General features: G+C 38.4%; 14 protein-coding genes. 11 read left to right on the top strand and 3 right to left on the bottom strand.

Annotation, left to right across the window (positions count from 1 at the left end):
• Positions 1–105 precede the first annotated feature (105 nt).
• From LC091_RS02115 to LC091_RS02080, 8 genes are all read left to right on the top strand, one after another.
• A complete protein-coding gene (locus LC091_RS02115; RefSeq protein ID WP_226680477.1) occupies positions 106–1542 on the top strand; it encodes a spore germination protein in 1437 nt (478 codons plus the stop codon).
• A gap of 479 nt (positions 1543–2021) precedes the next feature.
• Positions 2022–2198, top strand: coding sequence for a hypothetical protein (locus LC091_RS02110; protein WP_226680072.1), 177 nt, complete (start codon positions 2022–2024; stop codon positions 2196–2198).
• Positions 2199–2737: 539 nt separating this feature from the next.
• Positions 2738–2929, top strand: coding sequence for a YqgQ family protein (locus LC091_RS02105; RefSeq protein WP_226680071.1), 192 nt, complete (start codon positions 2738–2740; stop codon positions 2927–2929).
• Positions 2930–2945: 16 nt separating this feature from the next.
• The gene (locus LC091_RS02100; protein WP_226680070.1) at positions 2946–3905 is read left to right on the top strand and encodes an ROK family glucokinase; all 960 of its coding nucleotides are present in this window, start codon (positions 2946–2948) and stop codon (positions 3903–3905) included.
• Positions 3906–4284: 379 nt separating this feature from the next.
• A complete protein-coding gene (locus LC091_RS02095; protein WP_226680069.1) occupies positions 4285–6180 on the top strand; it encodes an LTA synthase family protein in 1896 nt (631 codons plus the stop codon).
• Positions 6181–6301: 121 nt separating this feature from the next.
• Positions 6302–7501: a M14 family metallopeptidase gene (locus tag LC091_RS02090; protein ID WP_226680068.1), complete on the top strand. Its 1200-nt coding sequence runs from the start codon at positions 6302–6304 to the stop codon at positions 7499–7501.
• 365 nt (positions 7502–7866) lie between these two features.
• Entirely contained in the window at positions 7867–8997 is a 1131-nt protein-coding gene (locus LC091_RS02085; RefSeq protein WP_226680067.1) for a YqgU-like beta propeller domain-containing protein, read from the top strand.
• A gap of 17 nt (positions 8998–9014) precedes the next feature.
• On the top strand, positions 9015–9329 hold the full coding sequence (locus LC091_RS02080) for an MTH1187 family thiamine-binding protein (protein ID WP_226680066.1): 315 nt from the start codon (positions 9015–9017) through the stop codon (positions 9327–9329).
• 371 nt (positions 9330–9700) lie between these two features.
• On the opposite strand, the gene LC091_RS02075 is transcribed toward LC091_RS02080, so the two are convergent.
• The gene (locus LC091_RS02075) at positions 9701–9874 is read right to left on the bottom strand and encodes a DUF2759 domain-containing protein (protein ID WP_226680065.1); all 174 of its coding nucleotides are present in this window, start codon (positions 9872–9874) and stop codon (positions 9701–9703) included.
• 113 nt (positions 9875–9987) lie between these two features.
• Positions 9988–10473: a hypothetical protein gene (locus tag LC091_RS02070; protein ID WP_226680064.1), complete on the bottom strand. Its 486-nt coding sequence runs from the start codon at positions 10471–10473 to the stop codon at positions 9988–9990.
• An 83-nt stretch (positions 10474–10556) separates the two neighbouring features.
• On the opposite strand from LC091_RS02070, the gene LC091_RS02065 reads away from it, so the two are divergent.
• Both LC091_RS02065 and LC091_RS02060 read left to right on the top strand, forming a co-directional pair.
• The gene (locus LC091_RS02065) at positions 10557–11189 is read left to right on the top strand and encodes an MBL fold metallo-hydrolase (RefSeq protein ID WP_226680063.1); all 633 of its coding nucleotides are present in this window, start codon (positions 10557–10559) and stop codon (positions 11187–11189) included.
• Entirely contained in the window at positions 11179–12309 is a 1131-nt protein-coding gene (locus LC091_RS02060) for a class I SAM-dependent methyltransferase (protein ID WP_226680062.1), read from the top strand. Before LC091_RS02065 ends, LC091_RS02060 begins: the two co-directional genes overlap by 11 nt.
• A gap of 49 nt (positions 12310–12358) precedes the next feature.
• Here the strand turns inward: LC091_RS02060 and LC091_RS02055 are convergent, their stop codons facing one another.
• Complete coding sequence (locus LC091_RS02055) at positions 12359–12604, bottom strand: DUF2626 domain-containing protein (RefSeq protein ID WP_010194612.1); 246 nt, start codon at positions 12602–12604, stop codon at positions 12359–12361.
• A 345-nt stretch (positions 12605–12949) separates the two neighbouring features.
• Between LC091_RS02055 and LC091_RS02050 the strand changes: the two genes are divergently transcribed.
• The gene (locus LC091_RS02050; protein WP_319003637.1) at positions 12950–13339 is read left to right on the top strand and encodes a Spx/MgsR family RNA polymerase-binding regulatory protein; all 390 of its coding nucleotides are present in this window, start codon (positions 12950–12952) and stop codon (positions 13337–13339) included.
• Positions 13340–13540 lie beyond the last annotated feature (201 nt).

Genomic DNA, 13540 nt, shown 5'->3' with positions numbered 1-13540 from the left:
TTTTGCTAACAATAGCAGAAAATGAAAAGATGAGAAACACTTCATACCTAATACATTAAGAATTAGGAGGAACTCATTTTGACTTGGGATAAACCAACAAGAAAAATGTCGGGAAACTTCGATGAGGATGTTGGATATTTAAAAGAAAGAATGGCTGTGGATAAAAGTTTTGATTTAATCTTTTTAGACCTCCATTATGCAGGTAGAAAAATCGGAATGTTCCTAGTGGATGGTTTCGGCAAAGATGATATCATGCTTTTTTTAATGAAATTTTTGTCCGACCTTTTGCCTGAAGATTTAGATGAAAAACCTCTCGATAAATTATTAAAGACATACATACCTTATGTCGAAATTGGTAAAACCGATGATTTGGAAACCGTTGTAGATCAAGTCCTTGCAGGTCCAACTGTCATTATTGTTGAAGGACTTGAGGAAGCGATTATTATTGACTCAAGGACTTATCCTGTCAGGGGGCCACAAGAACCTGACATGGAAAGAGTGGTTCGAGGGTCTAGGGATGGTTTCGTCGAGACGATGATATTTAACTGTGCATTGATTCGCAGAAGGATTAGGGACAGTTCACTAAGAATGGAGTATTTACAAGTTGGAAGAAGATCAAAGACAGACATTAGTATCTGTTATATGGACGAACTTGCAGATCAAGATTTGGTAAAGAAAATTAAAGAATCTTTGCAGAATATTGACACGGATGGACTGCCGATGGCTGAAAAGACATTGGAGGAATTTGTTGGCGGGCGGCATTGGAACCCATATCCTACAGTCAGGTACACGGAAAGGCCGGACACAGCAGCAGCCCATTTATATGAAGGGCATGTTCTAGTTATAGTAGATGGTTCCCCGAGTGTCATTATAACTCCTGCTACATTTTGGCATCATCTGCAACATGCCGAAGAGTATAGAAACAAACCGGTGGTTGGGGCTTATTTAAGGTTGGTTAGATTCCTTGCAGTGTGGGCATCTATATTTATTTTGCCATTATGGTTTTTGCTTGCAACGAATACACAGCTATTGCCTGAACAATTATCTTATATCGGACCAACCGAAACAGGAGAAGTACCTTTAATTGCACAAATTCTTATAATAGAAATAGGAATGGATATGCTCAGGATGGCAGCCATTCATACGCCAACTTCTTTAGGTACCGCTCTTGGACTAGTGGCGGCAATTCTTATAGGGGATGTTGCGGTAAAAGTAGGACTTTTTGTACCAGAAATAATTCTTTACCTGGCTATTGCGGCAATAGGGACATTCTCGACCCCAAGTTACGAACTCAGTTTGGCAAACAGGTTATTTAGGATTGTACTCCTCCTGCTGACTTACATGTTTGGGGTCATTGGGTTTATGATCGGGCTCGTTATCCTTGTTGTGTTCTTGATGATGATGAAGTCCTACAATGTCCCATACTTGTGGCCATTTATTCCATTCAATTACAGAGGGTTCCGAGATGTGTTAATACGTTCACCAATTCCGTTGAAAAACAGAAGACCGACAATCCTACACCCAGAAGACCCGGATAGATAAAAAGAATTATACATGGAAGACGGATGGTTATCACTCCATCCGTTTTTTCGTTGTTAAGAAAGTAATGAAAATGGAATGCAGGAATAGTCTTCAGAGTCATTCATGTGCGTTGGGATGAAGACCTCAGTGACGAGGAAAAAGGAGGAGAGGGGTTCTCATTGCCGTAATGAAGACCTCAGTGACGAGGAAAAAGGAGGAGAGGGGTCCTCATCGCCTTTATGAAGACTTCAGTGACGAGGAAAAAAGAGGAGAGAGGTCCTCATCGCCTTTATGAAGACCTCAGTGACGAGGAAAAAGGAGGAGAGGGGTTCTCATTGCCGTAATGAAGACCTCAGTGACGAGGAAAAAGGAGGAGAGGGGTTCTCATTGCCGTAATGAAGACCTCAAGTGACGAGGAAAAAGGAGGAGAGGGGTTCTCATTGCCGTAATGAAGACTTCAGTGACGAGGAAAAAGGAGGAGAGAGGTCCTCATCGCCTTTATGAAGACTTCAGTGACGAGGAAAAAGGAGGAGAGAGGTCCTCGTCTCCAATATGAATACCTTGATAACAATGAAATTTCATTTAAATGGTCAGAGATGAAGCGCAAAGGCAAGATTCGAGCAAGGCCAATATGTCAAAGCTATGTGAAAAGCAAGCAACGTCCCAAGAGGTTATAAATTTACTTGGTACGTGGTTTTACGTCGCGTTAGCTATTTTGTTCCGTTTTTATTAGAATAAGAAATCATATAATCCGGTTGATTTCCGTTCCAGACGCTTCGCTTGCCTGCGGGCGGTCCGTGAGCCTCCTCGGCTGCGCCTCCGGGGTCTCACCTCTCCCTTTCTCCCGCGGTTCTCTGCGCGCCTTCCACTACAATCAACTTGATGACTCTATTCACTTAAGGGTTTTAAAAAATCATTTAACGGTGTTAACTGTAAAAGCACTAACACTTCGTTTTCATATTTTCTAGCTGTGAATTGGAGCAAATGGTGGAGACTCCAGCGGGGGAGTAACGGTAGCTTGAGACCCCTGAAGCGTTGTGAGGAGGCTCAAGCACCGTCCCGCGGAAAGCGAGGCCATTTGCGGAAAGGAACAGCGGTGGTAAACCATGGTTTCCCTTTTTTTCTTATGTATTCTTGCTTGACGTCGCAAGTGAATCCTTTATACTAAAAATGGAGCGTAAACCCTTTCAACTAGTAAAGCAGAAAAGGTGAAGTCATGAAAACAATGATCGACATAAGACAACTCTTAAAAAGCTATGGAGCCTTTATCTACACAGGTGACAAAATAGCAGATCTAGAGCTAATGGAAGATGAAATAAGGGAGCTCTACCGTTCAGGGGTATTGGACGCAGCTGTATTCCAATCCGCCATGATCATCTTGCGACAAGAATTATCCAAATTAAGATAAAGAAAAGGTGAAACAAATGGAAAACAAATGGTTAGTTGGTGTCGACTTAGGAGGCACAACAATTAAAATGGCCTTTATTACGCAGTATGGTGAAATCGCTCACAAATGGGAGATTGTCACTGACATAAGTGAAAAAGGAAAAAATATTACAACAGATATTGCGAAAGCCATAGATAGTAAATTAGAGGAATTAGGCGAGTCAAAATCAAAACTTAGAGCACTTGGAATGGGTGCACCAGGTCCAGTCAATATGGCAACAGGATTAATATATGAAGCAGTAAACTTGGGCTGGGAAAACTACCCACTTAAAGATTTGTTAGAAGTTGAGACAGACTTGCCAGTAGTAGTGGATAATGATGCAAACCTTGCTGCAATCGGCGAGATGTGGAAAGGTGCCGGTGAAGGCTCTAAAGACCTCATTTGCGTTACCCTTGGAACAGGAGTAGGTGGAGGCATCATCACTAATGGGGAAATTGTTCATGGTATCAATGGGGCTGGCGGAGAAATAGGCCACATTACGGTCATTCCAGAAGGTGGAGCACCATGCAACTGTGGAAAAACAGGCTGTCTGGAAACGATTGCATCTGCCACTGGAATTGTTCGTCTTGCTAAAGAAGCAATGGAAAAATCCCCGGGTAGCAAGCTTGAAGAATTAGCACAACAAGAAGGATTAACAGCGAAATTAGTATTTGAGCAGGCTGACGCAAAAGAAGAAATTTCGCAATATGTAGTCGATAAAGTTGCTTTTTATTTGGGACTGGCTCTTGCGAATTTGGCAAATGCGATGAACCCAGAGAAAATCGTTATTGGCGGCGGGGTTTCAAAAGCAGGGGACAAGTTATTAGATCCTGTTCGTAATCATTTTGTTAAATACTTATTTCCAAGAACAAAGGTTGGCGTGAAAATTGCTGAGGCGACTTTAGGAAATGATGCAGGAGTAATAGGGGCGGCGTATTTAGCAAAAACAAAATTGTAAAAAAGTGTATAGTTTATTCTCTCTTTCTCTTGGGTAAAAAGATAGAAAGAAGCAGGAATAGCGCGTTTTGGAGGCTTCTTAGCAGAAGTCTCCTTTTTGTTTGACTATTTAGAATAAAAAAACATCTATATTTTTGAAACTTTTTGGCTTGTACTGCGTCTATTATATATAGTTGCAAACAACGCCAAGACTATTATTCTAGCTCTTTAATATAAATACAGTATTAATTATCCATTGATTTTTTGTAAAAAAAGTTTTAAGATATGTCGTAGCCAAATTTTTAGAGTAATGAAAAGTTGGTCATGGATACATCTAAAAAGTTTTTTAAACAATACTAAAATAAAGAGCTTCCCTGTCTTTGCTATAAGGAGGTAAAAAGATGAAGCAAGCTTTTAAATCAAAAGTGCCTTTTATCCTGATTGCAGTCGTTCTGCTTTGGATAAAAACTTACATCGTATATAAAACAAGTTTTAACATTACAATTGAATCCCTTAAACAAGAATTTATTCTATTTATTAATCCGTTGAGCTTTATATTGCTTATTGCCGGTTTTGCCCTCTTCTTTAAAGAAAAGGGAATGAAGCGATACCTGATTGTTACAAGTTTTATCGTATCGTTTGTCCTTTATGCAAATGCCGTCTATTACCGTTTCTTCAATGATTTCATCACCATCCCGTTACTTTTTCAATCAGGTAACATGAGTGATCTTGGCGGTAGTATTACGGAATTGATGACACCAGTAGATTTATTAATGTTCATTGATGTTATCATTCTTATTGCAATTGCTAAATGGACTCCATCATTTGTAAATATGAGCACATGGAGACCTAAAGTTCGCAAGATGTATTTCTTGTCCATTGTGGGTATTTTTCTTTTCAACTTAGGCTTGGCAGAAACAGAAAGACCTCAATTATTGACTCGTACATTTGACCGAGAAATTCTTGTGAAAAACTTGGGGACATACAACTACCATGTTTATGATGCAGTCATCCAATCCAAAACACGTGCGCAACGTGCAATGGCGGATGGAAGTGAACTTGCTGAAATTCAGAACTACATCAATGCTAGCTATAAAGCACCTAATGACGATTTGTATGGTGCTGCAAAAGGAAAGAATGTCATTGTAGTCAAATTAGAATCCATGCAGAGCTTTGTTATCGATAAAGAAATTAACGGTGAACCGATTACTCCGTTCTTAAATGAATTAAAAGACCAAAGTTATTACTTTAATAACTTTTATCACCAAACAGGTCAAGGAAAAACATCAGACTCTGAATTTTTATTAGATAATTCCTTGTATCCTGTAGGACGCGGTGCCGTGTTCTTTACTCATGGAACAAATGATTTCCATACAGCTACTCCTAATGCAATTAAAGAAGAAGGTTATACTCCTGTAACATTCCATGCAAACAACAAAAGTTTCTGGAACCGCGATGTGATGTATAAATCACTTGGATATGACCAATTCTTTGATATTGCAAGTTATGATGTCAACGAAGAAAACTCTGTAGGTTGGGGCTTAAAGGATATTGAGTTTTTCCAACAATCAATCCCCTATATGCAGGATTTAGAAAAACCTTTCTATGCTAAATTTATTACGTTAACTAATCACTTCCCGTTCGTATTGGATGAAGAAGACAGATTTGTTGATGAATTTGATTCAAACAGTCGTACGTTGAACCGTTATTTCCCAACGGTTAGATATAGTGATGAGTCAATTAAGGTCTTGTTTGATGAGTTGAAGAAATCAGGTCTTTATGAAGATTCCATCATCATCTTGTATGGAGATCACTATGGTATCTCCGAAAATCATAACGAAGCAATGAGCCAGTATTTAGGAAAAGAGATTACTCCTTTTGAAAATGCTCAATTGCAACGCGTTCCAATGTTTGTACACATCCCAGGTGTGACAGATAAAAATCCGAAAGAATTTGATACAGTTGGTGGTCAAATCGACCTTAAGCCTACTATCAAACACTTACTTGGAATGGAAACGAAAAATGATATTCAATTCGGTGCTGATCTTTTCTCCGAAGACAGAAATGATTTTGTTGTATTCCGTGACGGAAGCTTCGTTACCGACAAAGTAGTTTATACGGAAAATGCATGCTACGATAAAGAAACAGAACAAGAGACAGACCAATCAGCTTGTGAGCCTTATATGGAAAAAGCGAAAAAAGAACTTCAATACTCTGATGAAATTGTGTATGGAGATCTGCTGCGTTTCTATGATGGGACTTCCATTCAAGTTGATGAAAGCAAAATAGAAGAATAATTAAAAAACACCGAAAGCAGGTTACATGCTTTCGGTGTTTTTCATTTTGAGACACCGTTCTAAATTTAACCTTCACACCATATGGTTAGTATAAATGCTTATGGTGGGCAGGTGATTTAGCATGAAGGTCTATACAAGAAGAGGGGATTCTTTATGGTACTATAGTCAACTATTTGGGCTGCCGTTGCAATTATTATGCGATTCCAATCAAGAGATACCATCAGGCTCAGAACCCCTGAAAACTGGAAAAGAGATAGCTATTCCGGGTTTTACATATAGAGATTATAAAGTCCTAAAAGAGGAGACCGTTCAAACAATTGCATACAAACTAAATTTCACAATGGATTGTATCTTGTTGGTGAATCAAGATAAAGATTTGACCCAATTAAAGAGCGGAGAAACTATACAAGTGCCTTACAGGATAACACGAAATATTGTTAACCCTAAAAAATCATACGATTATGAAACATTGGTAAAAGACGTAGCTAGCTTAAATGAAATCTATCCATTCATTCAATGCACTTCAATAGGACAATCTGTGATGGGAAAGCCGTTGCATCACATTCGTATTGGTAAAGGGAAAAAGAAAATTCATTGGAATGGCAGCTTTCATGCAAACGAGTGGATTACCAGTGCGGTAATCATGAATCTGATCAATGATTACCTCAGATGTTTAACAAACTTTATACCATTAAGAGGGATACCGTGTATACCTTTGTATGATGAAACAGAGCTTTCCATTGTTCCGATGGTAAACCCTGATGGAGTAGATCTTGTACTGAATGGCCCACCATCTGAAACACCTTACAAGGAATTGGTGGAAAATATAAATCAAGATCGTCTCGATTATTTAGGTTGGAAAGCCAACATAAGGGGAATTGACTTAAATAAGCATTTTCCTGCCAATTGGAAAATAGAGAAGGTAAGAAAAGAAGAGAAAGTTCCTTCTCATCGGGATTATCCAGGAGACTTGCCCTTGACGGAGCCCGAGGCACTGGCGATCGCGAGCCTTGCCGATAAAGAAAACTTTGACAAAGTGATCGCTGTCCACACCCAAGGGGAGGAGTTCTACTGGGGTTATGAAGGATTGGAACCTAAAGAGAGTGAGACGATTGCTGAGGAATTTGAAAGGGTCAGTACCTATAAAAGCGTTCAGTATGTCGACAGTCATGCTGGTTTCAAAGATTGGTTCATTCAGGAATATAAAAAACCGGGATTCACGTTGGAACTTGGTAAGGGAATTAACCCGCTTCCATTATCGCAATACGATACAATCTACCGAAAAACTCTCGGTATTTTTCTAGCCTCTCTATACCTTTAACGGCAAAGCTCCTAGCTTGCCGTTTTTGGTGGGAGTAAATAGTGTGGTGAATACTAAATCTTCTTTTATGTCGTTGCGATTGATGTTTGTTTGGAAAACGCGTCATTTCAAAAGAAAATGGGCCTGTTTTTGTTGGTGATATTTGATTCGGACATTCCAAAACTTCGGTCAAAAATCGAAAATCTTCGGACATTTAGTTTAGAAACACTAGCGGGTTGGCTAGAAATGCCTCCGCAGACATCGAAGCCGCAAGGAAACGTTAAATTGGTAAAAATATTCCTGTAAGAATATAAATTTTTTTAGCTTGTATTGAAACCTTTCCTGCCTCATAATCGTTATTAAGATAGGAAAAAAGGAGGGGTGCAATGAAAAAGATTTTTTGGGTAGTCTGTATCATCATTTGTTTTTTAATAGGATGTCAATCTCCTCCTCACCCCAAGGAAGTTAGCAATGCGCCTGCACTCTCAAATCAGGAAAAACAAAAACCTTTCAATCAAACAAACTTTCATAATGAACCACTTAAAAAGCTCTCATTGCCATCTGATCAATTCAGTACTGTTTCAGAATGGCTGAATGATGAAACTATATTATATATAGCAAATGAAGAGGTCGGTTCTGTTGTCCATTCCTTTCATCTGATCTCAGGTGAAACAGATGTGTTTTATAAATCTGAAGAATTGATCATGTCAGTGGAAGCTAATAAGACGTTTGACATGTTTCTTGTTCGCTCTGCTGTTTCTACAACGGAAGGGACACTAAGAGTTCTATCGGACAAAGGAGAAGAACTTGCAGAATGGAAATTTGATAACTCTATAGATCTCGTCTATTCTTGGGATCCTTTTTCACCACAACAGCTAGTTGTTTCCTCTTTTAAAGAGGACTGGTCCTATGAAACCTTTCTGCTTGAAGTTTATCATAAAAGTATGGTAAAAAAAGATGTGTCAGATCCGTTTGTGCAATGGCTACCAAATGGAGAAATAGGTTATATAGACTGGAATCATGAGATGCCTGCCTTAGAAGCACCTTTATATGCAAAGAATTTAGGGACGGAAGATAAGAGAGAGCTCATGGAAAGTGTCGTAATGTTTCATACCTATGAAAACCTGCTAATTACCGTAGGGAGAGTGAATGATGCGGGAATAGCTTCCTATTCATTTTATGGAACTCCAGAATTGGAAGAAATTCAGTCTTATGAAGCACCATTACTAACGTTATATTCAAATTACTTTATTCCTTATTATGATTTTGTGGAAAACTCAAAGTTGTTTTATACATTTGAGTCCACTCGCGCCGGAAATGCAGATGGATATTCTGATGGTTTTCAATTAATATCGTTTGACACTACAAACGGGGAAAAGATGGTGCTGGCAAAGGATTTAGAAAATACGCCTTTGAAATGTTCTCCAAGTGGAGTTTATTGTTTGTATGGCTATCAATTGGAGCAAATAATAATTCCTTCAACAAAGGAAATAGTAAATCTAGTGGATTTATCCTAATAGAGGTGGCGAAAAGAATGGCAATCGTTGATGTTACTGTTATTCCTATAGGAACTAATGGGCCAAGTGTAAGTGATTATGTTGCAGATATTCAAGATATCTTGGAAGGATTTAAAAATGAAGGGAAAATCAACTATAAATTAACTCCAATGAGTACCATTATCGAGGGGGAGCTCCCAACGTTAATGCATGTAGTACAGGTTATCCATGAAGCGCCGTTTCAAAAAGGTCTTCATCGTGTAGCAACCAACATAAGAATAGATGATCGCAGAGACAAAAGCGTACAAATGGATGATAAGCTACGCGCAGTGGAGTCTAAACGTTCCATATAATCAAAATGAAATGCCAGACACCTCGTAATTGAGTGCCTGGCATTTATAATATTTACTTCACTAAATATAGAAGCTCTTTGTTAAACGGCCGTGCCCTTTACACTTCGTACATTTTTTATAGAAGGGTAGCATAAAGAGCTTTTTTCTCCCTGTCCCACTGCAACTCCCACACAATGTCCTTAATGCCAACCATATCACCCTCCTACTATTTATTAATAAATAGTATTTCCTATAACAACCTAATTTATAGCTGATGAGTTTACTATCAGTATATTCGGAGATCCAATTTTTGCTTAAATATTTCAAACCCACGCAAAAAAAGAGTATCCCTCCCAATACGGGAAGAATACTCTTTTTCATGCATTAACAACTTAGTGTGCTACAGGGTAACCGTGTTCGATAATTGTCATAACTGTAAACCAACCAAACACTGCAACTGTTCCAAATGCGAAAAGAACTGCTAAAAAGTTTTTTTCTTTAAGGGAACGGACAAGAGCAAATACGCATAAAAGTGTTACAAGTCCAAAAATAATAACTAATGGCAAGGTTAACGCCCCTTTCAGAGATCATTTCCATTTCTATTTAAAAGAAATTCCATAAAATAAGTATGTAATGGAACATTACACTACACTCCATTTACATTTTAAATGTTTTCTCACTATTTGTCGAGGTCAAAAATTGACACTTCTATGTCATAAGCTCGAGCTACTTTCAGCATAAATTCTTTATTTTCTTTATCGATAATGTAGGATTTTTTATATTGTTCCTCAATAGCAATAATTGATTCCTCCATTTGGATAAGAAACATATCAATATCAGCTTTTTTACCGCTTTCAATTCGAAATATGGATATCATATCTTGATACAAATAGTGATTATTTTTTTCTGAAACAAACCCATAATCAGTAAATAGTCTGGTGGCAACTGGGTTTTCAATTAAGGAAAGGGAATACGTTTCCTCTAAGATACTCCGGTCCATCAACATGTTTTTTACAACCTTCGCCTCCATGGCGGAATCGGTAATAAGCATGCTGTCATCTGAATCAAAAATACTGGCTATGTGTTTAAGCTGCAAGAGAAGGTTCTGAAAGTATTGCGGTTTATCATCTGAACATTGTATTTCCAAACCGAACATCGATTTCATAGGCAATTTCCTTTCGTTTCTCAAGTTCTACTTCTTAGTGTAAAATAGATGGATAGATACTTCAAGGAAAGGTGTGGAAAGAAATGAAATGGAAACAGCTACCACTTGGTCCGCTGCAAACAAATGCGTACATACTCATAAATGAAAGAAAAGAATGCCTCATTTTTGACCCGGGAAGTGAAGGGCAAGCATTCAATTCCTACTTGGAAGAAAATGCACTTAAACCTTTAGCTATATTATTGACACATGCTCATTTTGATCACATAGGAGCAGTAGATGCCGTTCGCAAACACTGGAATGTTCCAGTTTATGTACATAAGAAAGAAAAGAATTGGTTAGGTGATCCAAGTCTTAACGGCTCTCAGTTCTTCCAACTTGGTCCCATTACGGCTATGCCGGCAGACCACCTAATTCAATCAGAAGAAAAACTGGTCATTTCCAATTTTGAACTGGAAGTGTTGTTTACTCCGGGTCATTCACCAGGCAGTGTAAGCTTTTATCATCAACCTAGCAAAGTAGTATTTGCAGGAGATGCTCTTTTTGCCGGCAGCATCGGAAGGACTGATCTTCCAGGGGGCAATCATGATCAGCTTATACAAAGCATACACAATAAACTGTTGACCCTGCCGGAAGAAACCACTGTTCTATCTGGCCATGGTATGACGACAACCATTGAAAAGGAAATGGATAGTAACCCATTTCTTAATGGATTTTAAAATGATTCCAACATTTCTCCAAGAAAAGATAGAAAAGGCGCCGGGAGAAAAATTGGATTTTGCCGAATATATAACTACTGTTCTCTATCATCCTTTAGAAGGCTACTATATGAAACCTAAAAATAAGGTGGGTACAAAAGGGGATTTCATCACAAGCAGCAATGTCCATAATGTTTACGGCAAGCTATTTGCTAAACTGATGGTAGAGTATTTTAATAAAACTCTTATCCCGCCAGTAATTATCGAGGTTGGAGGCGGAAATGGAAGATTTGCAAAGCATCTATTGGAAGAATTTAAGCTCCTTGATACTCAGCTTTATGGCCGCTTGAATTATGTCATGGTGGAGACAAGCCCATATCACATTCATTTGCAGAAAACCACTATCCCAGAGTCTGAACCTGTTAGCTACTTTACCTCTTCAGGAGATGTCCCTGAGAGCCTCAGGAAGGGTGTCCTGTTTTCCAATGAACTATTTGATGCCTTGCCAGTTCATGTGATTGAATACAAAAATGGAACATTAAATGAAGTATATGTCACAATAGGTGAAAACGGAGAGCTTACTGAAAAAAGCGTGCAGCTTGATAATGAGGAAATCCACGCTTATATCAATAAGCACAAATTGTTTTTTTCAGAAGGACAGCGGATGGAAATCCCTTTAGCAATGGTGGAATATGCAAATATACTTGGAAAATGGCTGCATGCAGGGACCATAATAACAGTTGATTATGGATATCGTTTTCCCGAGTTATCAAATCAGGATCTAAAAGAGGGCAGTCTTCGTGGTTATTATCAGCATCAACTTATAAAGAATCCCCTGAAATATCCTGCTGAGATGGATTTAACGTCACATATACACTTGGATACGTTAGAATCCTGCTTTCTTGCCTGTAAGTTCCGCCATGTAGGAACGATGAGGCAGGGGGAATTTCTGGTGGCGGCAGGCATACTTGATTACCTTCAAGAAAATCAGGATCCAAATCCGTTCTCGGAAAAAAGCAAGCAGAACAGAGCGATTAGAAGCCTTATAATGGATAGCAGCTGGAGCAATTCTTTTCATGTGCTTATACATGAAAAAGGAACAAACATATGGAACAAGTTAATAGGTTCGAAACCACAATAAAAAGCGATGACATAAAGTCAATCGCTTTTTATTGTTTAGCTACGTATGTTTAATGACCACCAGATCCAGGCACCATCATAAATGTTGTCCAATACGAGAAGGCAACAAAGAAAATTGTTAAATATGCTCCGAAAATATAGATGTACATACGTTCAGATAGCTTAAGATAACTTAATAAAATGAAGAATACCGTTTGTCCGAAGAAAAGTAAAGACGTTTGAGTCATGTGGCCAAGATAAAACATAACCGCGAAAATCCCAGTCCAGAAACCCATTACACGGTACATACGATCCATATGTATCCCCTCCTTACGCACTAATCCTTATGCTTGTCACTTTCCTATTATAATGTACCAATACTTTACTTGTAAATAAGCGTTTGTTTCTAGTTTGTGACGATTACAAGATAAGTACATTTTTCACCAGATCCATAATGATTATGCAACTATTTTTCTATCATACCTATTTCCATTATAGTGCAAAGTTAAACAGAAAGCCTTCTTTTTTAATAAAGAAAAAATGTTGTCGCAATTTGTTCATAAAATAGTTATCTTTTTACTGTACAAAAGTTATACAACTGGTATACAATGAGATTAACATAAAATACTAAAGAAAATAAAAAGAACGGGGAGGTAAGCATGATGAATGAAATCATTTTTTACAGTTACCCAAGTTGTACGTCATGTAGAAAGACAAAGAAGTGGTTGAAAGGGAATAATATTCCATTCCAAGAGAAGCATATTTTTAGGGAAACACCGAACAAAGAAGAGATGATGAAGATCCTTTCCTTAACAACAGAAGGGATAGATGAGATATTAGCAACTAGAAGCCAAACTTTTAAGGACCTGGGAATTGATGTAAATGAATTATCTCTTTCCCAACTAATAGAATTAATTATTGAGGAGCCAAAGCTACTTAGAAGACCTATCATTACTAGCGGGAAAAAGTTGATTGTTGGCTATAACGAATCTGCGCTGCAAAAGCTTTCCAGACAAAAAGCTAAACTTGAACTAAAGCAATCCGTTTCATAAAGCCAAATAAAGCCATTCCATTTACTTTTGTAGATGGAATGGTTTTTTTGTTAAGAAAGCCTGTTATCCAGTTGATTTCCGTTCCAGGCGCTTCGCTTATCCGAAGGGCGGTCCGGTAGCCTCCTCGGCTTAGCCTCCGGGGTCTCCCCTGTCCCTTCCTCCCGCGGGCGTCTACGCGCCTTCCACTCCAATCAACAAGGT

Source organism: Sutcliffiella horikoshii (assembly GCF_020524325.1).
Taxonomy (GTDB): Bacteria; Bacillota; Bacilli; order Bacillales; family Bacillaceae_I; genus Sutcliffiella_A; species Sutcliffiella_A horikoshii_D.
Note: the sequence above shows the minus strand (reverse complement) of the source record. Positions and strands in the feature narration are given on the sequence as shown.

Bases quoted from the DNA above. Each gene is read 5' to 3' on its own strand.
- LC091_RS02095 (WP_226680069.1), top strand. From the start codon at position 4,285: ATGAAGCAAGCTTTTAAATCAAAAGTGCCTTTTATCCTGATTGCAGTC.
- LC091_RS02100 (WP_226680070.1), top strand. From the start codon at position 2,946: ATGGAAAACAAATGGTTAGTTGGTGTCGACTTAGGAGGCACAACAATT.
- LC091_RS02055 (WP_010194612.1), bottom strand. From the start codon at position 12,604: ATGGATCGTATGTACCGTGTAATGGGTTTCTGGACTGGGATTTTCGCG.
- LC091_RS02080 (WP_226680066.1), top strand. From the start codon at position 9,015: ATGGCAATCGTTGATGTTACTGTTATTCCTATAGGAACTAATGGGCCA.
- LC091_RS02060 (WP_226680062.1), top strand. From the start codon at position 11,179: ATGGATTTTAAAATGATTCCAACATTTCTCCAAGAAAAGATAGAAAAG.
- LC091_RS02110 (WP_226680072.1), top strand. From the start codon at position 2,022: ATGAAGACTTCAGTGACGAGGAAAAAGGAGGAGAGAGGTCCTCGTCTC.
- LC091_RS02065 (WP_226680063.1), top strand. From the start codon at position 10,557: ATGAAATGGAAACAGCTACCACTTGGTCCGCTGCAAACAAATGCGTAC.
- LC091_RS02050 (WP_319003637.1), top strand. From the start codon at position 12,950: ATGAATGAAATCATTTTTTACAGTTACCCAAGTTGTACGTCATGTAGA.
- LC091_RS02070 (WP_226680064.1), bottom strand. From the start codon at position 10,473: ATGAAATCGATGTTCGGTTTGGAAATACAATGTTCAGATGATAAACCG.
- LC091_RS02085 (WP_226680067.1), top strand. From the start codon at position 7,867: ATGAAAAAGATTTTTTGGGTAGTCTGTATCATCATTTGTTTTTTAATA.
- LC091_RS02115 (WP_226680477.1), top strand. From the start codon at position 106: ATGTCGGGAAACTTCGATGAGGATGTTGGATATTTAAAAGAAAGAATG.
- LC091_RS02105 (WP_226680071.1), top strand. From the start codon at position 2,738: ATGAAAACAATGATCGACATAAGACAACTCTTAAAAAGCTATGGAGCC.
- LC091_RS02090 (WP_226680068.1), top strand. From the start codon at position 6,302: ATGAAGGTCTATACAAGAAGAGGGGATTCTTTATGGTACTATAGTCAA.